General features: G+C 69.0%; 18 protein-coding genes. 2 read left to right on the top strand and 16 right to left on the bottom strand.

Features of this window, described 5'->3' with window-relative positions:
- Nucleotides 1-10: 10 nt before the first annotated feature.
- The 4 genes from ACFP2T_RS45535 to ACFP2T_RS45520 are packed head-to-tail and all read right to left on the bottom strand — an operon-like array spanning nucleotide 11 to nucleotide 4,307.
- Nucleotides 11-1,234, bottom strand: a complete 1,224-nt coding sequence (locus ACFP2T_RS45535) for a mandelate racemase/muconate lactonizing enzyme family protein (protein ID WP_377433652.1) — start codon at nucleotides 1,232-1,234, stop codon at nucleotides 11-13.
- Nucleotide 1,235: 1 nt separating this feature from the next.
- Nucleotides 1,236-2,063, bottom strand: coding sequence for a carbohydrate ABC transporter permease (locus tag ACFP2T_RS45530; protein ID WP_377433650.1), 828 nt, complete (start codon nucleotides 2,061-2,063; stop codon nucleotides 1,236-1,238).
- Nucleotides 2,063-3,037: a carbohydrate ABC transporter permease gene (locus tag ACFP2T_RS45525; RefSeq protein ID WP_377433648.1), complete on the bottom strand. Its 975-nt coding sequence runs from the start codon at nucleotides 3,035-3,037 to the stop codon at nucleotides 2,063-2,065. Before ACFP2T_RS45525 ends, ACFP2T_RS45530 begins: the two co-directional genes overlap by 1 nt.
- A 4-nt stretch (nucleotides 3,038-3,041) precedes the next feature.
- Complete coding sequence (locus ACFP2T_RS45520; RefSeq protein ID WP_377433645.1) at nucleotides 3,042-4,307, bottom strand: ABC transporter substrate-binding protein; 1,266 nt, start codon at nucleotides 4,305-4,307, stop codon at nucleotides 3,042-3,044.
- Between the two features lie 182 nt (nucleotides 4,308-4,489).
- On the opposite strand from ACFP2T_RS45520, the gene ACFP2T_RS45515 reads away from it, so the two are divergent.
- Nucleotides 4,490-5,236, top strand: coding sequence for a FadR/GntR family transcriptional regulator (locus tag ACFP2T_RS45515; protein ID WP_377433644.1), 747 nt, complete (start codon nucleotides 4,490-4,492; stop codon nucleotides 5,234-5,236).
- A gap of 90 nt (nucleotides 5,237-5,326) precedes the next feature.
- On the opposite strand, the gene ACFP2T_RS45510 is transcribed toward ACFP2T_RS45515, so the two are convergent.
- The 7 genes from ACFP2T_RS45510 to ACFP2T_RS45480 form a co-directional block, all read right to left on the bottom strand.
- Nucleotides 5,327-6,709: an RICIN domain-containing protein gene (locus ACFP2T_RS45510; protein ID WP_377433641.1), complete on the bottom strand. Its 1,383-nt coding sequence runs from the start codon at nucleotides 6,707-6,709 to the stop codon at nucleotides 5,327-5,329.
- A 325-nt stretch (nucleotides 6,710-7,034) separates the two neighbouring features.
- A complete protein-coding gene (locus ACFP2T_RS45505; RefSeq protein WP_377433638.1) occupies nucleotides 7,035-8,594 on the bottom strand; it encodes an aldehyde dehydrogenase (NADP(+)) in 1,560 nt (519 codons plus the stop codon).
- Nucleotides 8,591-9,787, bottom strand: a complete 1,197-nt coding sequence (locus ACFP2T_RS45500) for a fumarylacetoacetate hydrolase family protein (protein ID WP_377433636.1) — start codon at nucleotides 9,785-9,787, stop codon at nucleotides 8,591-8,593. The genes ACFP2T_RS45505 and ACFP2T_RS45500 overlap by 4 nt, the downstream gene beginning before the upstream one ends.
- Nucleotides 9,784-10,965 carry a mandelate racemase/muconate lactonizing enzyme family protein gene (locus ACFP2T_RS45495; RefSeq protein ID WP_377433634.1) on the bottom strand — a complete coding sequence of 394 codons (1,182 nt, stop codon included), beginning with the start codon at nucleotides 10,963-10,965 and terminating at the stop codon, nucleotides 9,784-9,786. The genes ACFP2T_RS45500 and ACFP2T_RS45495 overlap by 4 nt, the downstream gene beginning before the upstream one ends.
- 8 nt (nucleotides 10,966-10,973) lie before the next feature.
- Nucleotides 10,974-11,804 (bottom strand): carbohydrate ABC transporter permease, encoded by an 831-nt coding sequence (locus tag ACFP2T_RS45490; protein ID WP_377433633.1) that lies wholly within the window; start codon nucleotides 11,802-11,804, stop codon nucleotides 10,974-10,976.
- Nucleotides 11,801-12,742, bottom strand: a complete 942-nt coding sequence (locus ACFP2T_RS45485; protein WP_377433632.1) for a carbohydrate ABC transporter permease — start codon at nucleotides 12,740-12,742, stop codon at nucleotides 11,801-11,803. Before ACFP2T_RS45485 ends, ACFP2T_RS45490 begins: the two co-directional genes overlap by 4 nt.
- A gap of 66 nt (nucleotides 12,743-12,808) precedes the next feature.
- Nucleotides 12,809-14,056, bottom strand: coding sequence for an ABC transporter substrate-binding protein (locus ACFP2T_RS45480; RefSeq protein WP_377433630.1), 1,248 nt, complete (start codon nucleotides 14,054-14,056; stop codon nucleotides 12,809-12,811).
- A gap of 142 nt (nucleotides 14,057-14,198) precedes the next feature.
- On the opposite strand from ACFP2T_RS45480, the gene ACFP2T_RS45475 reads away from it, so the two are divergent.
- Nucleotides 14,199-14,975 carry an IclR family transcriptional regulator gene (locus tag ACFP2T_RS45475; protein WP_377433627.1) on the top strand — a complete coding sequence of 259 codons (777 nt, stop codon included), beginning with the start codon at nucleotides 14,199-14,201 and terminating at the stop codon, nucleotides 14,973-14,975.
- Nucleotides 14,976-15,148: 173 nt separating this feature from the next.
- Here ACFP2T_RS45475 and ACFP2T_RS45470 read toward each other — a convergent pair whose 3' ends face one another.
- From ACFP2T_RS45470 to ACFP2T_RS45450, 5 genes are all read right to left on the bottom strand, one after another.
- Nucleotides 15,149-16,756, bottom strand: coding sequence for an alpha/beta hydrolase-fold protein (locus tag ACFP2T_RS45470; RefSeq protein ID WP_377433624.1), 1,608 nt, complete (start codon nucleotides 16,754-16,756; stop codon nucleotides 15,149-15,151).
- A gap of 202 nt (nucleotides 16,757-16,958) precedes the next feature.
- Nucleotides 16,959-17,975, bottom strand: a complete 1,017-nt coding sequence (locus ACFP2T_RS45465; protein ID WP_377433622.1) for a COG1470 family protein — start codon at nucleotides 17,973-17,975, stop codon at nucleotides 16,959-16,961.
- A gap of 56 nt (nucleotides 17,976-18,031) precedes the next feature.
- Complete coding sequence (locus tag ACFP2T_RS45460; RefSeq protein WP_377433620.1) at nucleotides 18,032-18,664, bottom strand: twin-arginine translocation signal domain-containing protein; 633 nt, start codon at nucleotides 18,662-18,664, stop codon at nucleotides 18,032-18,034.
- Between the two features lie 59 nt (nucleotides 18,665-18,723).
- Complete coding sequence (locus tag ACFP2T_RS45455) at nucleotides 18,724-21,150, bottom strand: family 43 glycosylhydrolase (RefSeq protein WP_377433618.1); 2,427 nt, start codon at nucleotides 21,148-21,150, stop codon at nucleotides 18,724-18,726.
- Between the two features lie 177 nt (nucleotides 21,151-21,327).
- The gene (locus ACFP2T_RS45450) at nucleotides 21,328-24,315 is read right to left on the bottom strand and encodes a beta-xylosidase family glycoside hydrolase (protein WP_377433615.1); all 2,988 of its coding nucleotides are present in this window, start codon (nucleotides 24,313-24,315) and stop codon (nucleotides 21,328-21,330) included.
- Nucleotides 24,316-24,488 lie beyond the last annotated feature (173 nt).

Here is a 24,488-nt window from a genome sequence, read left to right as displayed (position 1 = left end):
GGTGGCTGGATCAGTGGCGTGCGGTGGGCGACACGTCGTTGTGGGAGCGCAGCGCCGCGCCGGGAAACCGCCGTGTGGTGACGATGCCGTCGACCCCGGCCAGCAGTCGCCGTCCGGCCCGCTCCGGCCGGACGTGGGGGCCATCGGACGTCGGCGCCTCCGGGGGTCGGGTGGTCGCCCGGATCCGGTCCTCGTCGACCTTGACGCCCAGGCCGGGCGAGTCACCGAGCACGAAGGCACCGTCCTCGACGTGCAGGTCGATGGAGATGCCGACCGGTGGAGCCAGGTCCTGCAACTCGCTGGTCAGGTGGTTCGGTATCGAGGTCGCGGCGTGCAGCAGCCCGACCGGGGTGTTGCCGATCGGGCTGACCGGCAGGTCGTGGGCGTGCGCCAGGGTGGACGCCCGCAGGAAGTGGGTGACCCCCCAGACGGCGGCCATCTGCACGATGTCGACCGCCCCGGCGGCGATCAGTGGACGGTACTGCTCAAGCCCGGTGAGGTTCTCTCCGGTGGCGACCGACGCGCGGACTCCCCGGCCGACGGCGGCGTGGCCCTCGGCGTCCCAGCGCCGGACGGGCTCCTCGATCCAGATCAGGTCGAGGGTGCGTTCAAGTTCGCTGACGTGCCGGACGGCCTGCTTGCGGGTCCAGGCCTCGTTGACGTCGAGCATCAGGCCCGGCCGCAGTCCGTGCCCGGCCTCGGCCAGCACGTCTCTGACCAGGCAGAGGCGGTGCCGGTCGCGCTCGATGTCGAGGCCGCCCTTGAGCTTGGCGGCCCGCAGGCCGTACCGGGCGTAGACCTCGTACGCCAGAACGAGTTCGTCGTCGGTCAGCCCGATGTCCAGGCCCGACGCGTAGGCGGGGACCCGCCGGTCCCGTCCGCCCAGCAGTCGCCACAGTGGCTCGCCGGCCGCCTGCGCCTTGATGTCCCAGAGCGCGGTGTCGAGCGCGCCGATGGTGCCGAACACCGGGCCCGCGTGACCTGCCTTGAAGGTGTGTCGCAGCATGCGGTCGTAGAGGGTCGTCACGGCACGCGGGTCTTCGCCGTCGATGGCCGCGAAGATCCGCTCGATCTCCACGTGTGGCCCGAGGCCGACCCCCGAGATGCCCTCGTCGGTCTCGACGATGACGATCGACACCGGGACCACCCCGTCGGAGAAGACGCCGTTGGCGTCGCCGACGGGCCGCCCCCATTCCTGGACCGTGGTGAGCGTCCGATATCCGGTGATCCGCATGTCAGCCCTTCGTGGAACCGGCGGCGACGCCGTCGGCGATTTGGCGCTGGAGGAACAGGTAGACCACCAGGACGGGAACAGCCGCGATCAGGACCCCGGAAGCGAACGTGGGGATGTCGTCGGAGTACTGCCCCCGCAACGAGGTCACGCCGACCATGAGGGTCCGGTGGTCCGCCGAGGGCATCATCACCAGCGCCATGAGGACGTCGTTCCAGCAGAACAGGGCGTTGAGGATGCCGACCGACAGCAGCGCCGGGGTGCCCAGCGGCAGCATGATCCGGCGGTAGACGCCGTACACGCTGTTACCGTCGATCCTGGCCGCGTCGATGATCTCCGCTGGGACGGTCTTGTAGTAGCTGGTCATCAGGAAGACGGTGAAGGGCAGGAACTGGGCCACGTAGACGAGGACCAGCCCGGGGTACGTGTCGATGAGGCCACCGTCCGCCATGATCCGGGCGAGCGGCACCATGATCACCTGGAACGGCACGAACAGTCCCGCGAGACAGCCCAGGAACAGCGCCGTCGAACCACGAAACCGCAGCTGGCTCAGGGCGAAGCCCGCCATCGACCCGAACAGCAGCAGCAGGACCACCGACGACGTCACCACGAGCAGGGAGTTGAGGAAGTACCGGCCCATGCCGACGCTGTTCCAGGCGGTGCTGATGTTCTCCCAGCGCAGGGCGTCGGTCAGGGAGAACCGGTCGAGGATGTAGTCACGCCGGGTCTTCATCGCGACGTTGGCGGTGAACAGCAGGGGGTAGACCGTCGCCAGCGCGAGCAGCGCCATCGGGATGGCGACCAGCCACCGGCCCAGACGGATCCGAGACATCAGGCCTCCCTCGCCGCCCGCTTGAGCAGCTTGATCTGCAGCAGCCCCACGACGATCATGATCACGAAGAGGACCGTCGACGCGGCCGACGCGAGGGCCGGCCGGTTCATCTGTCCCTGCTGGATCCAGATGTAGTACTCCGGCAGGTACGTCGACCCCTCCGGACCGCCGCTGGTCATGACGTAGAGCAGGCCGAACATGGAGGTCAGCATTCCGATCATCGTGGTCACGAAGACGAACTGGATGGTGCGCGACAGGCCTGGGATGATCACGTGCCAGATGACCTGGGGTAGCGACGCCCCGTCCACCCGGGCCGCGTCCAGGAGCGCGGAGTCCAGGGTGGCGAAGCCGGCGAGGAACACCACCAGGGACATTCCGAAGGTCGCCCAGACGTGCACGCCGACCACCATGAGCATCGCGACGTCCGGATCCCCGAGCCAGTCCACCGCACCGATGCCGACCGACCCGAGAACGGCGTTGAGCGGGCCGTCGAAGGCGAGCAGAAGGTTGAAGATCGCGCCGACGATGACCGGGGAGAGCACCGCCGGAAAGAAGTAGACGCCGCGGTAGAGCCGATGACCGGGCACCCGGAGGTAGATGAACGTCGCGAGCAGCCCGGGAATCGCCACCGCCACCGGCAGCAGCAGCACCAGCAGTCCCACATTGCCCAGCGCGGTCCGGAACAGCGGATCCTTGAACAGCTCCAGGTAGTTGTCGAGACCGACCGCCACCCCGTTCCGCTCACCGTCGCCGGTGAAGGAGAAGTTGACCCCGAGGAGCAGCGGGTAGAGCCGCATCACCACGATGATCAGAACGGCCGGGGCCACCAGGATGTAGGGGGCGAGGCGCTCGGACCGCAGACCCCGGGCGCGCCGGGAACGGGCGACGCCACGGTGGGTGCCGGACCCGGCCGCCCCGTCGGTCCGTCCGGCCCGGGCCGGACGGACCGACGGCTGTGCGTTTCCGATCGGCACGGGTTCAGCCCGCCTGGTCGGAAGCGGCCAACTGCTTCACCACCTCGTCGACGGTGATCGAGCCGCCGAGCAGCTGCTGGGAGAGCCGACCCATCAGGTCCAGGGTCTTCGAGGAGAGCGCCACGTGCAGCGCGGGCTTGCCGCCCTTGATCTCGGAGACGAGCGTGGTGACGGCCGGGCCGCCCTGCGACACGTCGATCGTGGTGTCGGCGGCGATCGCGCCGGCGTCGGCGTAGAAGGCCTTCAGCGCGTCGGTCGAGGTCAGCGACCGCACCAGGTCGGCGGCCACCTTCGGGTCCTTCGTCCACCTGGCGACCCCGTAGCCGATACCGCCGTCGTAGGGAAGGCTCGGGGTGGTCCCGGCGGTGACGACCGGAGCGTCCATGACGCCGAGCTTGTCGGCCGTCAGGAACTCGCTGAAGTCCTTCCAGTGCCCCACGTCCGACATCAGCCCGATGACGTGGGCGGCCTTACCGGACTGGAAGAGCGCGAAGGAGTCGTTGAACATCGCTGTCGAGTTCGCGCCCTCGTTGTTCAGGCCCGCGTCGCCGGCGTCCTTCCAGAGCTGAAAGACCCGCTTGACGTTGGGCGACGTCCAGTCCCGCTTCCCGGCGATCCAGTTGTCGTACTCCTCGGCGGTGAGGATGCCCGACCCCAGGCCCGAGAGCCAGAACTGGATGCCGGCACCCTCCTTGTTGCCGAGGGCGAAGCACTTCGCGCCGGCCTTGGCGATGGCGGCGCAGTCGGCGAGGAACTTGGTCCACGTCGTGGCCGGGCTGGCCGGATCGAGCCCGGCCTTCTCGTACAGCGTCTTGTTGTAGTAGATGGGGTGGCCCTGCAGGGTCACCGGGCTGGCGTAGATCTTGCTTTCCTTGGTGAACGCGTCCCAGCCGGCCAGCCGCTGCTTGTCCTCGGCCACGTACTCGTCCAGCGGCACCAGCGCGTCCACCCGGTCGCGGATCTGACCGCCGCCGTTGAACAGGATGACGTCCGGGCCCTTGCCGGCCTGGATCGCCGCGCCGAGGAGGGTGTAGTACTGATCGAAGGGCTGCGCGACGAACTCGACCGTCACGCCCGGATGCTTCTTCGCGAAGTCCGCCTTCGCCTTTTCGATGTAAGGTGCGGCGGAGGACTCGCCAGACTTCCAGTCCCAGACCACCAGCTTGCCCTCCGACCCGCCCGGGGACGAGTCCGAATCTGTCGCACTTCCACAGCCGGCCAGTGCCAGCCCCACGACGAGGACGGCCGACCATATCGCTCGCTGTTTCATCGTTGTCACCCTTTGAACGTGGGATGGCCGGCAGACCGGCCACTGGGCGTCAGCATTACGCGGAAACGTAACTCGTATGATGTCTGGCGTCAACGGGTCGCCCGTACACTGTCCACGGACACCGGGCTACCAGCGCGGTGGGCCACCCGGAGGGGGACATGACGTCATCGCAGGAGACCGCCTTGAATGCCGTAGCGCCTCCGGCCTGGACACGGCGACCGGCCAACCTCGCCCGCGCCGTCACCGCCGAACTGGTGGAGCGCATCGTTCGCGGGATGCACCCGTCCGGGACGTCACTTCCGCCCGAGCCGGTGCTCTGCGAGACCTTCTCCGTCAGCCGGACCGTCGTCCGAGAAGCGGTCAAGATCCTTCAGGAGAAGGGGCTGGTGCAGGTCCGCCAGGGCGCCGGCACCATGGTCACCCCGCCCTCGTCGTGGGACATGCTCGACGAACTCGTCCTCGCGGCCACCATCGCCGAGGATGACAGCCTCGCCATCCTCGACGACCTCGTCGTCACTCGGCGCGTGCTGGAGTCCGACATGGCGAACGTCGCCGCCCGCCTGGCGGACCAGGAGACCATCGAGCGGTTGCGCGCTCTGGTGAAGCGGATGGATGAACTCGTCGACGACACCGTCACCTACCACGAGCACGACCGCGCCTTCCACGACACGATCATGCAGGCGTCCGGCAACCGCATCGCTCGCGGTGTCGTACGGGCGCTGGAGAGTCAGGTCGTCAACACCGCCCGCTACATGGGCCGGACCGAACGTTCCCTGTGCGTGGCGTCGAACCGCGGGCATCGGCGCATCTACGAACGCATCGCCGCCCACGATCCGGACGGCGCCGCCGAGGCGATGTACACCCACATCACCGAGGCCTGGCTCGTCCGCCGTACGGGAACGGCGAGTCCCAGCCGTCTCCAGCGGTGACATCCCGCCGGACGGACGGGCTCCCGGCCCGCAGCGGGTGTCGACACCCCTGCTTGCCATGAGCCCGCCCGTCACGTCTTCGAACCTGTCTCAGGAGAACTGCGCGAAGAACCGCCAGATCTCGCCCTTGGTCCAGGTGGTGATGCCGCTCTCGGCGTAGGTCCCGTCCACCGGACCGGGCATGTGACCGTTGTCGAACGCGGCCCACTGCACGGGGTAGCCGGACCGGCAGCCCGAGTAGCTGGTGGTGACGTGTGTCCGACTGCCCCCCGCCGGCTCCGCCGGGCTCTGGGCGGTGCAGCCGTTGTTCCGGACGAAGGTGTCCCGCAGCGACCGGCCCTGCGAGATGTTCAGGACGTTGTCCGTGATGCCGTGCAGCCCGAAGTACGCGATCGGCTGGGTGCCGCCGCTACACCCGCTGATCTGCGCTCCGGCGATGACCGCGACGGCCCGGAACACGTTCGCCCGCGCACAGGCGAGGGCGTAGCTCATGCCGCCACCCCAGCTGAAGCCGAGGGCGAAGCGCTGCCTCGGGTTGACGCAGAGGTCGCTCTCGAGCCGCTGGATCATGTCGTCGACGAAGGTCACGTCCTCGCCGCCGGCATTGCCCCAACCGTTGCCCAGCCCCTGCGGCGCGACCAGGATCGCGCTGTTGTTCGACTGCTCCTGCTGGCCGTAGTAGGACCAGGCGGTCCCACTGGTGCCGCCTGAGGAGACGTCCTGCATGGTCCCGCCCCGCCAGTGGAAAGCGAAGATCAACCGGTACGGGTTGGTGTTGTTGTAGTTGGTCGGCATCCGCAGGATGAACGAGCGGCTCTTGCCGTTGCTCTGGATCGCGTGCGTGCCGCTCGACAGCGTCGGGGCCTTGCCGCAGCCGGTGCCACCCGACGGCGGGTTGCCGCCGTCGACGCGGACGAGCTGCCACTGCTGGTTCGTGCCGTTCCAGTCGGAGTACTGCACGACGTTCCCGCCGTCCGCCGAGGACGCGCCCTGCACCTCCACGACCTTGCCGCTGTGCCGGCTGACCAACCGGACGTGTCCGGAGTCGGAGTCGGCGAGCCGGAACTGCTGGTTCGTCGCGTTGAGGTCGGACCACTGCACGATCGCACCGCCGTCGGCGGTCGACCAGTTGTGCACGTCGAGGACCTTGCCCGAGTGCCGGGACTTCACCCGGTAGTAGCCGCCTCCCGAGTCCACGAACTGCCACTGCTGGTTCACGCCGTTGTTCCGGGTCCACTGGCTGATCCGCGCACCGTCGTTGGTGGCCGAGGCGTACAGGTCCAGTGCCTTGCCGCTGTTCCGGTTCACCAGGACGTACCAGGCGTTGGTGTCCACTGTCGCCGCCGAGGCGGGCGCGGCGTTCACCGCGACGAGCGTGCCGGCCGCGACGACCGCCGCCGCCGCGACGGCCAGCCCTGACCGCCAGCGACGTCGCTGTGGAGAGGCGGGACGAGCCTCACCGGTGGCCTTCATGATCCGCTCCTTCGGTCGGGGTCACACGCGGGCAGAACGGACGCGTGCGCCCGGGGTCGTGCCGCCGTCGGTGGTGGCGTCGGCACGTCGGGGTGCTCCGCGGCATCGACGCGGCCACCGCCCCCGGATCCGGCCGTTCCCTGGGCCGACGGCCGTGGCGGGTCCGCGTGAGCCGCGGCGGTGCATCGTCACGGCTCCCGGCAGCCGCCCGACCCGCGATTGAAAAGTTAGCGCTCACATCGTCATACGTCAAACGACTTATGTCAATGCGTCGCGCCCCGCGCCCACCGGGCAGTGGAGCGGTCCGAGATCGCACACCTGGTAGCTAGGACGTGACCACGCCGCCAGTTGCGTTGCCATGGCGGGCCGCAGGGTCGCCTGGTTCCAGCCGCCCGTCGACTCGCCTCGGAATCTCACCGGATCCGTCCCTGAGTTCCTCCGGCAGGATCCAGTCCGGGGCGTCCTGCCAGGCCAGCGGACGCAGGAATCGACGGGTCGCCGTCGCGCCGACCGAGGTGTACAGGGAGTTGGTCGATGGCCAGGGGCCGCCGTGGTGCTGAGCCCACGAGACGCGGACCCCGGTCGGATAGCCGTCGAAGACGATTCGGCCCGCCCGTGCGGCGAACTGGTCGGCCAACCGTCGCACGGCTGCCCTGTCGTCGTGTGTTCCCGTGTGGATCGACCCGGTGAGCGACGGCGGAACGACCGCGAGGGCACGGTCGAGATCGGCCGCCTCGCCGTAGCGGACCACGACCAGGAGCGGGCCGAAGCACTCCTCGGCGATCTCGGCGGACAGCCGGGAGATGTCGATCTCCAGGAGAGCCGGTGCCACGGTGAAGCCCGGCGCCGACGCGACATCAGGTCGCGCCGAGACTCGGGCGCCCGCCCGCTCAAGCCTCGCCTCCGCCTCGACGAACGCGTCGCGGATCCGCTCGTTCAGCAGGACCGTTCCACCCGCCGAGGCGACCCGGTCCCGGAGTACTTCGACCAGCTCGTCGCCGGCCGGGTCGGACGGGATGAACGCCAACCCCGGCTTGGTGCAGAGCTGTCCCCCCGATCCGGTGAACGAGGCGAAGAGTCCTTCGGCGATCTGGCTCCCACGCTCGGTGGCCGCCGCCGGCAGGACGACGATCGGATTCACACTGCTGAGTTCGCCGTAGAAGGGAATGGGGTACGGGCGCTCGTCGATGGCCGTCTGGATGGCCCGGGCCGCACCGATCGAGCCCGTCAGCGCGGCTGCGCGGACGGCGGGGTGACGCACCAGCGCCAGGCCCGCATCCTGCCCGTGCACGACCGCGACCACCCCGTCGGGTCCGCCCAGCCGGCGGACGGCCGCCGCGATCGCCTCCCCCGATGCCTGGGACGTCAACGGATGCGACGGGTGGGCCTTCACGATGACCGGGCAGCCGGCGGCGAGCGCCGAAGCGGTGTCACCACCGGCGACCGAGAAGGCGAACGGGAAGTTGCTCGCCCCGAACACGGCGACCGGCCCCAGTGGCACGAGCATCCGCCGTACGTCCGGAGCCGGGCCGAGCGGTGTCTCGGCGGCGTGGTCGATCGCGGCTTCGACGTACCCGCCGTCCCGCAGGACGTCGCCGAACATCCGGAACTGGATGATCGCCCGGGTGAGTTCGAAGTCGAGCCGCGGGTGGCCCAGGCCGGTCTCGCCCTCGGCCGTGGCGACGAGGTCGGCGCGGTGGGACTCGAGCGAAGCGGCGATCTCGTCGAGCATCCCGGCACGACCGTGCCGTCCGAGGCCGGCGAGCCACTCTGTCGCCGAGGATGCTTGACCGACGGCCGACTCCAGTTCCGGATCGCTGGTCTCCCTGAGGTGGGTCTCGCGGGGCCGACCGTCCCTCGGATCGACCGTGCTGACGACGTTCACAACAATCCTCTCCTGACCAGAGTCTCCATCAGATCCCGGACCCCGAAGTCCCAGGGTTCGCAGTCCTCCGTGTGCCGGACGCGGTTGACCAGGGTGCCGAGCGCCGGCGAACTTATCCGGACGATGTCGTCGACCTTGTGCGTGAACCCGTCGCCGGGACGGTCCCGGTCCTGGGTGGGCGCGAACATGGTGCCGAGCATGAGGATGGCGCCGTCGGGGTAGTGGTGGTGCGGGCCGATCAACTGCCGTACCAGCGCCTCCGGGTCGCGCGACATCCGGGTCATCTCCGAGACCGCCTCAAGGTGGAAGCCGTCCTCGCCCTCGATGTCGAGCCGCACCTCCAGCCCGCGTACCCGGTCCAGGTCGAACCGGTCGTCGAACAGCCGGACGAGCGGGCCGAGGGAGCACGAGGCGTTGTTGTCCTTGGCCTTCGACAGCAGCAGCGCGGAGCGCCCCTCGACATCCCGCAGGTTCACGTCGTTGCCGAGGGTCGCCCCCACGATGCGCCCGCTGGACTGCACGACGAGCGCCACCTCGGGCTCGGGGTTGTTCCAGGTCGACGACGCGAGCACCCCGACCGGAACGGCGGTACCCACGGCCGAGAGGATCTGACCCTTGGTGAAGATCTCGGCGTCCGGCCCGATGCCGACTTCCAGGTACTGGCTCCAGATGCCCTCCGCGACGAACAGGCTCTTCAACCGCGCCGCCTCCTCGGAGCCCGGCGACAGCTCGTGGAGATCGGCGCCGACACCGGCGAGCATCCGCTGGCGGATATCCGCCGCGAGCCCCAGGTCACCCCGGGCCCGCTCTTCGATGACGCGCTCGATCATCGAGACCACGAAGGTCACCCCGGCGGCCTTGAGCGCCTGGAGGTCGACCGGGGCGAGCAGCCAGGGCCGGACCCCGTCGCGAGCCGGAACGGCCGTGTTGGCCAGCACCTCCGCGAAGTCGCCGACCCGTCGACCGCCGAGCCTGGAGACCACCGCCGCGGGTTCGGGCAACTCACAGATGTCCCGAACAGTCGGAAAATCGGCGCTGACATCGAAGACGTCACCACCGCGAACCACCACGGGTGACGGCCCGCCGGCGACGGGATCCCAGATCCGACCGATCAGGACGCTCTCGTCGGCGTCGTCCGGCAGCGCGTCGGCAGCGCTGCCGAACCAGTCGGGCCCGGACCATGGCAGCGTCACAGGGCGTCTCCCAGGTTGAAGAAGGAGCGCTCGTCTCCGGGGCGGATGTCGTAGACGGCGTCCCGGAACATGCGCATGGGGTGCGGCGTGAAGGGATGCCGCGCGATCGCCTCGAGATCGAGGTCGATGCCGAGCCCGGCGCCCATCGGGATGAGGATGTCACCCTCCGCCGTCAGGACGAGTCGTTCATTGGTGATCTCGGGACGCCACGGCACGTCGGTCGCCATGATCTCCAGGTACCGGAAGTTGGGCAGTGTCGCACCGAGTTGCAGCGTCGCGGCCGTACTCAGCGGCCCGCTGGGATTGTGTGGCGCGAACCCGACGTAGCTGGTCGCGGCGAGCGTCGAGATGAAGGCGAGTTCCGCGATCCCGCCGGCGTGGGTCACGTCGGGCTGGACGAAGTCGACCGCCTGACGGGCGAGCGCGGGTGCGAAGCCCTGCCGGCCGAACCATCTCTCCCCGGCCGCGATCGGCACCGGCGACGCGCGACGGATGTCGACGAGGGCGTCGATGTTGTCCGGCGGGCACGGCTCCTCGAACCACACCGGGTCGAACTGCGCGATCTCCCCGGCGATCTTGATCGCGTGCCGCACGTCGAACCGGCCGTGACCCTCGATGAACAACTCGACGTCCCGCCCGACGGCGGAGCGGACGGCGTCGATCTGCGCGAGCACGCGGTCGAGTTGTCGGGACGTGATCGTGAGATCGTAGTTCTCGAACGGATCCCATTTGAGGCCGCGGAACCCGCTCTCGACCGTCCTACGCGCGGCGGTCGCGTAGTCCTCGGGCGTGATGGCTCCGGAGAACCAGCCATTGGCGTAGGCACGGACCCGGTCCCGGGTGACGCCGCCGAGCAGCCGGGAGACCGGGACACCGAGTTCCCGGGCCGAGATGTCCCACAGTGCCATCTCCAGCGAGCTCAGCGCGGTCATGATGACCGGACCGCCCCGCCAGTACCAGTCCCGGGCCAACTCGTAGAGGATGCCCGAGATGCGGGTCGGATCGAGCCCCACCACGGCCTCGGCGAGTTCGGCGATCGCGCCCTGGACGGCACGCTCCTTGCCCTCCAGCGTCGCTTCGCCGAGCCCGATGATCCCCTCGTCCGTCGTGACCCGGACGATCACGAGATTGGTGCGGTAGAAGTCGACGACGAGCGCGTCGACTGAGGTGATCTTCATGGTGCGCGTCAACCCTTCACGGCGCCGGCGGTCATGCCGGCCACCACGTACTTTTGCGCGAACAGATAGAAGGCGACGGCGGGCAGCGTGAACATGAAGGCGACCGCCATGACCGTCTGGATCGGCGTACCCAGTTCACCGATGAAGTTGGCGATGCCGACCGACGCCGGCTGCTTCTCCGGGGTGAAGATGAACGTCACCGCGAAGACGTACTCGTTCCAGGCGTGGAAGAACGAGATGACCGCGGTGGCCGCGATCGACGGAGCGATCAACGGCACGTTGACGCGGGTCAGCACGGCGAGCGGCCGTGCCCCGTCCACCCGGGCGGCCTCCTCCAGTTCCCTCGGGATCCCGTCGATCGCGCCCTTGAGGATGAGCGCGACGATCGGCAGGACGAAGGCGACGTTGGCCAGGATGAGGCCGCCGAGCGAGTCGAGCAGATTGAACCGGCGGAACAGCGAGAACAGCGGCACCACCATGAGCGCCTCGGGAAGCATCTGGGTGAACAGCAGCACGACGGTCAGGACGGCCTTGCCCCGGAACGAGAACCGCGAGAGCGCGTACCCGAGCGGGATGCCGAGGCCGATCGAGACGACTGTCGTACCGACGGCGATCAGCAGGCTGTTGAGCAGCCAGCCCCCGACCTTACCCTCGGCCAGCCCGTCGACGAAGACTCCGAAGTGGGAGAAGTCCGGTAGCAGTCGGGGTCGCTCGGCGAAGAGGTCCGCATTGCTCGACAGCGCCGTCACGAGCATCCAGTACAGCGGGAAGGCCGCGACACCCAGTACGACGAGGACGGCGACGATACGCAGGGTGAGGCCGACGCGGAACCGCCTCATCGGAGGTTCTCCTTCGTGACGGCACGGGCGACGAGACGGCTGCCCGTGATGACGATGAGCGAGATGATGACGCCGACCATGCCGATCGCCGCCGCCGATCCGAGTTCCTTCGATTCGAACGCCTGCGAGTAGAGGTCGATGACGAGCGTCTCCGTCCTGCCGACCGGCCCTCCCTTCGTCATGAGCCAGATGAGCTCGAAGCGCCGCAGCGACCAGATGGTCATGAGCAGGGCGAGCAGACCTACCACGGGCTTGATGACCTGCCAGGTGACGACCCGGAAGGTCGCCCATCGCCCCGCACCGTCCATCGTCGCGGCCTCGGTCAGATCGTGCGGAACGGACTGCAACGCGGAGAGCAGGACCACCGAGGTGAACGGGAACAACTGCCAGATGGTCGTCGCGAGCACCGCTGGCAGGGCGTACTTCGGGCTGTCGAGAATCGAGCCGCCCGGGACACCGAGCCCGACCGCGTTCAGGAACCGGTTCACGATCCCGTACTGCGCGTTGAGCATCCAGGTCGCGATGAGCGCGACCGCGATGCCGGGCGCGGCCCACGGCACGGTCACGAGCGCGCGCGCCACCCCTCGACCCCGGAAACCCTTGTTGAGCAGGAGGGCGACGACGAGCCCGGAGCCGACGGCACCGACGACGCACACGATCACGTACACGAAGGTGGTGACGAGGGTCCGGTGGAAGTCCTCGTCACCGAAGATGCGGACGAAGTTGTCGAGCCCCACCCACCGGCTGCGGGTCGGGTTCAGCAGCGTCGTACGCGTGAAGCTCAGGAAGATCTCCTGGGCGAGCGGAATCGCCTGGAAGACGACGATGAAGAGGGCGGCGGGCGCCAGGAAGAGATAGGGCGTCCATCTGCTTCCCAGCGGGCTACGTCGGCGCCGGGCCGCGGATCGAGGCACTTTCGTCTGCTCCAGCACAGTCATCGGGTTCGGTCCTTTTCACATAGGACGCCGCCGGCGCGAGGGGTCTCGCGCCGGCGCCGTCGCCGGTCATCCGACCAGCTCGGTCGCCTGCTGCTGGGCGCGATCCAGTGCGGTCTTGAGGTCGACCTGGCCCTGCAGGGCCGCGATCACGTTCTGCACGACGACCTTGCGGATGTCCGGCGTCTTGGCCTCGAACCCGAGCACGATCTGCGGAAGGCTCGACTCGGTCAGGCCGTCGAAGACCGGCAGGAAGGGCGTCTTCTTGAGCGACTCGGCGCTTCGCTGCGTGACGGTCGCGACGCTGCTCGCGCCGAGAATCTCCTGCAACTTGACCTGGTTGGCGGGTTCCAGAGCCCAGCGGATGAAGGTGGCTGCCGCCTCCTTCTCCTCGCTCGCCTCGTTGATGACGACGGGCGCGAGGATCGCACCCTGGGTGCGGACCGGGAACGGAATGGGGGCGACGTTGAAGTTCAGTTGCGCGTTCTGGCCACGCGTCGCCGTCACGTAGCCGCCGTTGTTGAGTTCCATCCCGACCTTGCCCTCGGCGAACATCCGGCGGAACGTCGCCGCGTCCGCACCCTTCGGGATCACCTTCGCGTCGTACAGGTCCTTGTACGCCTGCAGACCCTTGAGGTTCTCGGGCGAGTTGATCGTCAGGGTCTTGCCGTCCGACCACTTGCCGCCGAAGCCGTAGACGTAGTTGAAGATGTCCTGCCACACGCCCGCTTCTTCGGCCTCCGTCTGGCGGAACGCCAGACCGAAGACGTCGCCCTTCGTCAGCGACTTCGCCGTCTCGACGAACTGCTCGTAGGTCGTCGGGGGCTTCGGGATCAGGTCCGCGTTGTAGAACATCGCGTAGTTCGACGCCTCGAAGATGATCCCGTGCCGCACACCGTCGTGCACGACGAACTGGTCCGGCTGCTTGAGCAGGGTGTACTTGCTGACGTCGACCAGGTCGTCGAGCGGCGCGATGAGGCCGGCGTCCGAGGCGGCCTCGAACTCGGGCATGTCGAAACGGATCAGGTCGGGGCCCTGCCCGCTGCCCATCTGGGTGAGGACGGTCTGGCCGAAGGTCGGGTACGGCACCGCCGCGGCGGAGACCTGCACCTCGGTCTGGCTCTTGTTGAACTCCTCGAGCCACTGGGTCAGCAGGGGCCCGCGCCCGGGGTCGCCGAAGGTCGAGGCGGCGAAGGTGATCTTCGCTACGCCGCCGTCGGAGCCGCTGTCGGAGGTGCAGCCACCCAGAAGGATGGCGGCCACTCCGATAATGCTGGTCGCCGCCGCCATGCTGCGGCGCACGCGATGCTTTCTCATCGTTACTCCTTGTACACGTCGCAGGACTAGGCCCCTCTGGGCGCTCAATTGCAACGATCGTAGGAACATATGCAACGCTGTCAAGTAGCGATTGCGCAACCCGTCAGCTACATTGCACATACTGCAACTCGGGAGGTGTGCCATGGCGCAGTCGATCCAGCGCGCGATCGACCTCATCCGTCGGTCCGCGGAGCACCCGCTGACCCTCACAGAAGCCTCGGAGGTACTCGGAGTCCACAAGTCGACGGCCCTGCGAATCCTCCAGACGCTCGAGGCCGCGCGATTCGTCCGCAAGACCGGCACCGGGACGTACGTCTTCGGCAGCGGTCTCATCGAGCTGTCGGAACTCGCGCTCGACTCGATGGACCTGCGCCAGTTCGGCACCGCGCACCTGCGCCGACTCCAACGGCAGACCGGCCACACCGTCCACCTGGCACAACTGACCGGGAACGAGATCATCTACATCGACAAGGTGGACAGTCCGGCGTTCGACGCCGTGCAGCTGCCGTCCCGGGTCGGGCGAGCGGTCTCGATCTACGCCAGCGCCGTCGGCAAGGTGATCCTGGCCTACCTCCCCCGGGAGGAACGCGATCGCCTCCTGTCGCACGTCGTCTTCGAGCAGTACACCGACACGACGTTCGCGGACCGAGACCGCCTGGAAGCCGAACTCGCCGACGTCGTCGAGCGCGGCTGGTCCACCGACAACGGCGAACACGACGCCTATGTCATGTGCGTCGCCGCACCGATCAGAGACTCGCGCGGACGGGTCATCGCCGCCCTCTCCATCACCGCGATCGAGGTCATCGCGACCCTGGAGCAACTGAAGGAGAACCTCCCGCTCCTGCTCGAGACCGCGACCCTGATCTCGAAGGAACTCGGACACACCCCCGAGACCCCGCCGGAGCCGCCGGCCGGCTGATCCGCGGCCCCGTACTCCCCCGCGTGACGACGTCGGCCGGGGCCGGCGGGTTCCGGTCCGTGCGTGCCGGAACCCTTCGACAGCGGGTGGACCCGCCGACCCGGCCTGCGGCGACACCTCCCGCTCCGGTGGCGTCACCGCAGGCCCGTCGGTTTCAGGTAGGGCGGACCGGGTCAGCCGGCCGCGTCCACCGAGGGGCTCCGCGACCCGTTGAACAGCCTGTCGCCGCGGTACTGGGCGACCACCGGACCGTCGAGTCCGCCGCGGACGGTTTTGTGGAGGCGGGCGACACCGCCTCGGACCGGCGCTGATCCGAGGTGCACGTCGCCCGCGTAGAAGTCGACCTCACCCGACGGAGAGGCGCCACCGGCGGTCACGGTGCCCACCGTCGCGGTCGCGGTGACCTTGACCCTGGAAGACCCGCCCACCTGCGCGGTCTCGACATCGAGACTGGTCGCGGTGGCCCGGAACGCCACGTTGCGCAGGTAGTTGTCCAGCATCTGGCGCCAGACGTCCCAGGTATGGACGCCGTTGACGTTGTACTCCGCGACCTCGACCCCGGCGGCCCGCAGGGCGGCGACCCGCAGCAGGGAGTTCTGGGCGATGTTACCCAGCCGGTCCTGCAGGCCGGTGCCGATGTGGATCCCGCCGGCCACGGCCTTCATCCGGTCGACCTGCGCCTGCGTCGCCGCCGGGCCACCCCAGCTCCACGCCGCGTGGTAGGCGAAGAGGTCGGTGTTGTCGTACAGGATCGTGAACGCCCGGCTCCCACCCGCCGAGAATCCGCCGAACGCGCGGTCCTCCGGACGGGGCGAGACACGGTAGTTCTGCTCCACGAACGGGATGACGTTGTTCCTCAGTTCGTCGGCGTAGCCCTGGTTGCCGCCGGGCAGGCCGTTGAAGTCGGTGGAAACGATGACCATCGGCTGCGCCGCACGATCGGCGATCGCGTTCTCCAGGACGTGCTGCGCCACCCCCTGCATGGTCCAGGCGATCGAGTTGTCGCCCGAACCGTGGCTCAGGTACAGGGTCGGGTACGGGGTGGCCCGGTTGGGGTCATAGCCGTGCGGCAGGTAGACCACGATGTCGTGTACGCCGGCCGGGTTGGTCGACAGTGCCGAGACGTACCGCCGGGACTCCAGCGTGCCGGCCCGGTTGGCCTTGACCGGCGCCTGGTAGGCGTTGTCGTACGTGGGGAACTTCTTGCTGTTCGGCACGTAGACGCGGCTGCGTACCGCGCCCGGCGCACCCGGGTACTGCGGCTGCACCTCCCACGGGTTGGCCGGGTCGTCGTGCAGGGTGCAGCCGGTTGCCAGCGGACTGGTGCAGTCGTGGGTGAAGGCGTACCGGAACGTGCCGGAGGGTAGCGGCAGCGTGATCGCCCATACCCCGTCGGCCCCCTTCGACAGGGGCAGGATGCGCCACGGGGTGGCCGGGATGTCGCCCGGCTGCCACTGCGAGGGCGGGCGGCCGTCGCCGCAGTCCTGGCACGTGACGTTCTCGGGTCGGGAGTAGAACCAGTCGCCGTAGATGTGGACGGCCCCGACCTCCACCGGCGCCCGGTACCTGAACGTCACCGAGTACCCGGTCGGGGCCTGGTTGGTCTGGATCACCTCGGGGCCGAGGGGTGCGGCGGTGCGGGCCGGTGTGGACGCCGCCGCCGGAGCCCCGAGCGCACCGGCCGAAACCGCGACAGCGACGGCCAGGCCCACCAGGCGTGACCTGGTCAGCCGTCTACCCCACGGCGACGTCGGCGAGGGGTCGGTATGTGCGACATACATGTGCTGTCCCTCCAACGAGCAAGTGATCGGAGCCGGTCGAGCCGGCATGATCGTTAACGTGCCTGCAACGATCGTAGGGACATATGCAACACTGTCAAGAAGCGATTGCATATCGCATCAGAGGCGTTGCTCCATATGCAACAGACGGGCTTGATGTGCGTCGAACGGCGTACCCGGGGTCGTCGCCGAGCGGAGAGGCCGGCTACGAGCGGGCCCGGCTCTCCGCCCGGCCTTCTTCCCGGGCCCGGGCGAGCAACTGGGTCATCCGCCGGCGGCGTTGCCGAGCCGAGGCTCGGAACCCGGCAACGAGTACGCCCAGCAGTAGCAGCAGCGCGAGTTGCGACCAGGGCAGGGCCCAGATCGTGACGGTGGCCCGGGTCTGGCGGATCTCGGCGCCGGCCAGGTCGCCGCCGAGCGGTTCGGGGGTCACGGCAATGGTGGTCCGCAGCTGCCCGAGCGCCCAGACCGGGTCGACGCGAGACTCGACCATCCGGCTGCCGCCCGGAAGCATCTCCTCGACGTCGGTGGTGGCGTCCTGACCGGTCAGGCCGAACAACTCGGTCACCGCGAGCCGGCTCGTGCCGCTCGCCCGCACGTTGCCGTCGTTCGCCAGGAGGTATCGGACCCGGATCGTGCCACCACGGAAGGGATTCCACGACGGCCTGTACCGGGCGGTGACGTCCTTGACCGCCACGGCGGCTCGGACCGTGCCGCTGGCCCGCATCATGACCCGGAACCCGACCCGGCTCTCGACGTTGACCGTGCCTCCGGTGCTGGTGACCGACGCGGCGATGCCGGCCGGGTGGTCCCCGGGTGCGGCGTCGCGCGGCACGGTGATCGTGAACGGCACCACCCTCGTTTCGTTCGGCCCGACGGTCACCGCCTCCCGCACGTCGATCCACCTGCCGCCGTCCACGGAAGGCTGACCGGACGGGAGCATGTTGAAGCGCCCCTTGTCGGTCAGGTAGCCGTCGGCGGAATTCAGGGAGAAGACGACGGCCGCCGAGCCGAAGTTCCGTACGGCCAGGTGCTCGGTCACGACCTGCCCCGGATCGAGGGTGAGTTCGATCCACCGACGGCCGTCCGGCCCGCTCGGACCGGCCGGCTGGACCGTCCAGGTGACGGTGGTGCCCGGTTCCGCCGCGACGGCCGGTGCGACCGGGGTGGCAAGCGTCGCGACGGTGAGGACCATCAGCGCCCGGCGCAGCGGGGTGGTCATTCGGAGCAGCCCCTTCGGTGGGGCTGGGCGGGGCCCGCACGGGCCCCGCCCAGCCACTACTCGAACAGTGAGAGAGTGAGCACCGAGGCGTACTCACCGGCGGCGACATCCGCCGGGGTGCGCAGGTACAGGTCGGCGTCGACCGAGTACGCGTCGTTGACGACGGCTTCGGAGTCGAACGTCGACACCAGTAACTCCTGGTCGACCAGACCGACGTTGTTGCCGGGCTGGGTCTCCTCGTCGAGAACGGTCACGACCTCCTCACCTTCGGTGACCAGGCCGGTGTCGCCGCCATCGAGCAGCCGCGGCTTCCAGCCGAGGTGACCGGCACTGATCGGTTCCTGACCGGCGGCACCGACAAAATCGGTCGCGCTGCCCAGTACCGCCCAGGCGGCGCCCTCGGGTACCTCGTCCGGGTCGCGGGTGTCGGTGACCGTCACGGTCGGCAGGGTGCCGACGAACTGGCGGACCAGCAGGGTCGAGCCGTTCTCGGACAGCGCGACGGCGTCGCCCGCGATCGACATGGCGAGCACGCCCGGTTCGTCGATCTCGTCGATGTCGACCGTCACCTGCACGTCGGCGTCGTCACCGGGCTCCGCCACGGCAGGCGACGGCAGCACCGTCGTCGCGGCCAGGGCGGCGCCGGCGGCGCAGGCCGCGAGCAGGTGCCGGCGTTTCCTTGTATTCATTCGCTCCTCCGTTGTCAGCCGTCGTTGCCGGCGAGGTGGGTTGATCGGGGCTGTCAGGGTCATCCGGTGCAGTCGACGCCGGGGTGTTCCACGGTCCGCTCGGTCGTCACGTCCTCGCCGTCGACGCTTCCGGTGACCCGAACGGTCGCCGAGCCGGCCGCGACCGAGGTCGCCCGCGTCCCGAACGACTGGTAGACGTTCGCGCCCGGTGCGACGTCCGCGAACGACCGCGCGCCGTGGGCGGTCGTCAGGGCGATGTCCACCGGCGCGTCGTGGTCGTTGCGCGCCTGCACGGCGACGTACGCCTTACCGGCGACGCATCGTGCCTGCACGTTGACCGTGACGGGCAACTCGGGCTGGGTACCCGTCGCCGCGAAGGCCCAGGTGTCGATCTCGAGGAGGTCCTCACCGGCCGGCCCGTGGTAGCTGAAGTAGACGTCGTGTACGCCGCTGACGCCCGAGAGCTCGGCGGTCACCTCGGCCCACTCGGCGCTCGGCGTGCCGACCGGGACGCTGCCGACCACCGGACCCGCGGGATCGTCCAGCCGTACGTCGATCCGCGCGCCTGCGGCCAGCGCACGCACCTTCGCCGTCACGTTCCGGGCACCGCCCTCGCCGAAGTCCACCGAGGACAGCGCCGTCCAGTCGCCGTCGTCCACGTCCCGGACCACCAGGTTCGGTGCCGCGGCGCCGAACTGGGCGGACCCGCCGTCGCGCTTCGCGGTCGCGACGCCCTTGCTCCAGCCGAAGGTCTCCGCCTCGAACACCCGGAACGGGTCGAAGTTCCTGACCTGCCGCACGCCGGCGTAGGTGCCTACGACCTGCTGGATGGTGCCGTCCGGGTTGAAGGTCAGCTCCTGGATGTGCGGACTGCGGTACCCCTGGGTGGTGTTCCCGTTGATGCGCTTGTTCAGCGTCGGCGCGTGGTACGTGAAGTAGTACCTGCCCTCGAACTCGAACACCGACTGGTGGTTGTTGCCACCGGTGCCGGCGCCGAAGAACTGCGACTGGTTCGGGAACAGCACGCCCGCGTAGGTCTCCTTCGGCCACGACATCGGGCCGTCGGAGATCATGTAACCGATCTGGCCGCCGCCGGGGTAGCCGGGCAGCGGCGTCTGGTTGCCGCCGAAGTCGTTCCCACCGAAGTGCGAGGAGTACGAGAAGTAGTACCTGCCCTCGCGCTTGAAGACGTGGCCCGCCTCGAAGGCCACCGGAGCGTCGACCACCACGGCCGACCCCTCGGTGGAGACCATGTCGTCGCCGAGTCCGATCGCCCGGAGGTTCTTCGGGTTGTTGAAGCGCTCGGCCGGCGGCATGCTCGTCGACGCGGGACCACCACCGAAGTAGAGGTACTCCTCGCCGTCGTCGTCCACGAGCGGAGCGGGGTCGAACTTCCACGCGACGTCCTCGGCGCCGGGAGTGCCGCCGTTGATCAGCGTGCTCGTGCGCTCGCTGGTCCACGGACCGAGCGGCGACTCACCTGTGATCACGTTGCTCGAACCGCCGCCGTTGGCGTAGTACAGGAAGAACTTCTCCTCGCCGTCCACGACCTGCCTGGCCATGCCGGGCGCCCAGGAATTGCTGGTGAAGGGTGCCACGCCGTTCGGGCCGGCGACCTGGATCTCGCCGTGGTCCGTCCAGTTCACCAGGTCGGCCGAGGAGATCACGGTGATCTGGTTGATGTCGCCGTAGTTGATCTGCGGCGAGATGCCGGTGGCCGGGTTGGGCGCGTAGCCCTGGGTGTCATTTGTCAGGTACATGTACACCCGGCCGTCGTGCACGAAGCCGAACCCGTCGGCGCCGAACTTGTGCCCGATGAGTGGGTTGTGCTCCCCGGGCAGCTTACCGACGACCTCGATGGTCTTCGACGGCGTCGGAGGCGGCGCGGCGCCGATCACCGACACGTCGTCGAGCGTGAAGTCCATGAGGTGGAGGGCGGGGTCCGAGGACGGGGCGCTCGTCCACGGCGTCTCGAAAAAGAGACGCGCCGTCGACACGCTCTGCCCCGCCGGGATCGTGAACGTCCCGCTGAACTGCGCCCACTGACCGCGCGTCGCCACCGCGCTCACCAGGTTGGTGTAGGTGCCCCCGCCGTAGTGCATCGTGGCGAAGAACTGCTTCGTGGCGGGCGAGCTCGGGTTCTCGTACTTGATCTGGGCGGTGAGGGTGTACGTCTGTCCCGCCTGTACCTTGCCGCTGAGGTCCTGCATCGGACCGGATCCCGTCGTCACCCGGTTGCTGACGAGCGCCGCGCCCGCACCGGAATGGGCGTCCGTCGTGGGCGAGAGGGTGGCGCTGTCGTTCGCGTTGCCGTTGTTCACGAACCAGCCGGCGAGACCGTCTTCGAACCCGCCGTTCACGATGAGATTCTGTTCGGCGGCCTCGACGGGTGCCGGCCTGGCGACCAGGCCGGCGGCCAGCACGACCCCGACGGTGGCGATCGCGGCGACCCGTCGACGCGTCGCCCTTCGCGAGCGCAGTTTCACGGTGACACTCTCCTTGATCTCTGACTGGCATCTGGGCTTCCAGTCGTCCCGGACCGGTTGGGTGTGGGCCTGGACGGGGATCGGGTTACCCGGACAGGTGCCGGGATGGGTCGAGGGGCGGCCGTCCTGCGAGACCGTGACCGGAGCCGGCCGGCACCGGTGGGCGGTCGCGGCCGGTCAACCGGCGCAGTCGATGCCGGGATGCTCTCCGGTCCGTACGGTCGTCACGTCCTCGCCGGCGACGCTCCCGGTGACCCGAACGGTCGCCGATCCGGCCGTTACCGAGGTCGCCCGCGTACCGAACGACTGGTAGACGCTCGCGCCCGGCGCCACGTCCGCGAACGACCGCGTGCCGTACCCGGTCTCCAGCACGATGTCCACCGGCGCGCCGTGGTCGTTGCGGGCCTGCACGGCGACGTACGCCCGACCGGCGAGACATCGCGCCTGCACGGTCACCGTGACGGGCAGCTCGGCAGCGACCCTGAGCGTGCCGAGCCGGGCCAGGTGATAGCTGAGGGCCCGCTCCGGCGCGTCGATCTGGTTCTGGGTGCCGAACTCACCGGCGCGGGCCGTCTTCGCGTCGGCGAGAGCCGTCCGCATCGCGGCCCAGGCGTCCGCCGGGTAGTCGGTCTCGCGGAGCGTCTCCGCGTGCGCGATGGCCGCGTCGAGGTCGTCCCTGTCCAGCGCCTGGCCCGGCGCGGTCAGCGTGTCGCTGAGCAGGTAGTAGTCGAAGTCGACCCGCCCGCCCGTCGCCAGCGTCGCGTAGTTGAACAGGCCGACCCGGTGTCCCATGAAGTGCGCGAGGCTCCCGTCCAGAGTCTGGGGGCCGACCCGGCTGCCCAGCTGGTGCCATGCCAGGCCGTCGAGGCTGTAGTGGAACGTCGTCCAGAGCTGCCCCGTCGGCGACGCGAAGTCGAGATCCGCCTTCACGTACACCTCGGTCGCGTCGCCCAGCGGCACCGTCGTGCCCGGCAGGAAGCTCTCGAGCGTCGCCTGGTCGAGGTCCACCGCGAAGGGCTGCCCGCGGTTGACGACCCCCAGCGTGAACGTGTCGCCGACGCGCTTGACCGCGACATACGAGAATCCGCGGTTGTAAGCGGCCAGGCCGGCGACGTCACCGTCCTTCATGCCAGAGATGTCCATCCTGGTCTCCGCCGACTGTCGTGGCCCGAAGGTCCGCTGCGACAGCGTGTTCCGGGCCTCCTCGAACCAGGCCAGTTCGGCCCGGTTGGACAGTTTCGAGTAGACGTACCGGCCGGTGACCACCTTTCCGTTGGTCAGTCGCAGCCATCCGGCGCGGTCGGTGAGCGACCAGTACCGGTTGTCGGGCGCGTGGTTCCACTGCCACGCCATGTCCAGCCTCGACCCGTTGGGGGCGATCTCTTCCTCGGCCGGCTGCTCGGCCGTCACCGGCTGCCCGATGATCGAGACGTCGTCGATCAGGTATTCGACGCTCGACGACGGCGGCTGGGGGTTCGCCCACGGGGTCTCCACGGCGAACTTGAAACTGTCGAGGTTCGCCGTCGTCGGTACGGTGTACTGGCCCGACACCGTCGTCCACTGCCCCACCGGCACGTTCCCGGACGCCATGACCTGCACGCCGGCACCCCAGTCCGCGGCGAGGTTGAACCGCACACTGCCCGGTCCCGAGGTGTACTTGAGCCGCGCCGACACGGTGTAGGTGACCCCGTGCTGCATCTTGGCGTTCACGACTTGGTTCGGGCCGGAGCCGTTGACCGTGCGGTCGCTCACCCTCAACGCCGCCGATCCGGTGGCCGGGTCGGCCCCGTCCAGGCCGAGCGTCGCACCGAACTGCGCGGCCCATGGGGCGACCGCCCCGGCCTCGAAGCCGGGGTTCTCCAGCAACTCGACACCGAGAAGCGACTCGTCGACGTCCGGCGGCTCCGGGATCGTCCACTCCTCGTCCATGTACGCCTTGTGCGGCGCGTCGTTGGCGAAGTCGTCCGAGGTGACGATGCTCCGCTGACGCTCGACGAGTTCCTCCGCCGGGCGCAGGTCGATCGGCTTGTCGAACAGGCCGTCCACGGGCACCGCCCCGTTGTCGCCGAAGGTCGGCCACCCGTCCTGCCACCGGGCGGGAATCAGCGCCGGGATACGTCCGACCGGGAACGTGTCGCGGAAGAACATGCCGTACCAGTCGGTCCCGCCGCCCTCGCGGGCGATCGGCACGAGGCTGCCCTGCGCGAACCCGTTCGAATTGAGCACCCCGCGCGCCTCGTAGGTGTTCACGCCCCCGGCCGAGGTGTAGCGACCGAGCAGGTTCGGCGAGCGGAACATGACCACCTGACGGCCCTGCCCGGACGGCCAGGTGATGATGACCGCGTAGTAGTAGCCGTCGATGTGGTAGAACTGGGCTCCCTCGAACAGGCCGCCGATGAACGGCTGGCCCGGGTAGTCGGCCGCCGTGAAGATGTTCGGGTAGTCCTGCTCGACAGCGGTCAGGTCGGCGTTGAGGCGCACCGCGCTGGTGCCGCCCGAACCGTAGAAGATGTACGGCGTGTCGTCGACGTCGAAGAAGAGCGACGGGTCATGCAGACCCCGTCCCAGGGCGGTGCGCTGCCACGCGCCGTCCTCGATGTCGTCCGTGCGGTAGATGTACGCGCCGCCCAGGTTGTTGGTGTTGAAGGCGACGTAGAACACGCCGTCGTGGTAACGCAGCGAGGATGCCCACTGGCCCTGGCCGTACGAGTTCTGTCCGTTGCGCAGCGAGAAGGAGTCTCCGATGCTCGCCCGGTCGAAGACGTAGTTGACGATCGACCAGTTCACGAGATCGTAGGACTTCATGATCGGCGCACCCGGACTCAGGTGCATCGTCGTGCTGATCATGTAGTAGATGTCCCGACCCTCGTCGTTCTCGGCTGCCGGGACGCGCTCCACACCGATGTCCGGCACATCGGAGCGAAGCAGCGGAACCGAATACCTGCCGTCGCCGGTGTCGGTCGATGTGTATCCCGGCTCGGGCGACCAGGCGACAGCGGCGTTCACCTGGCCTCCGGTGGATACGAGAGCGGCGCACAGCAGCACGCCCACCAGGACGAGCGCAGGGCCACGCCGGCCCGGCCCGTCCACTTCCGCCACGCCGGCCGGCACCGACCCACCGGGTCTCCGCGCCAGCACCCGCACCACAAACGGACGGATCCGCATCCCGCTCCTAACGTCACCGAGCACTCCCGGGGCAACCGGCCGAAGCCATCGATGTGAGCGTTAACATCCGCAGCCCTCCGGGTCCCCGGCCTCTTGGGAAGACAAGGGAGGAGCGCTCACATCGGTGTAGGGGAGATTGCCAGATTGTTTCGCAGCCTTCAAGGGGTAGGCGG

The organism is Plantactinospora solaniradicis, from assembly GCF_042658085.1.
Taxonomy (GTDB): domain Bacteria; phylum Actinomycetota; class Actinomycetes; order Mycobacteriales; family Micromonosporaceae; genus Plantactinospora; species Plantactinospora solaniradicis.
Note: the sequence above shows the minus strand (reverse complement) of the source record. Positions and strands in the feature narration are given on the sequence as shown.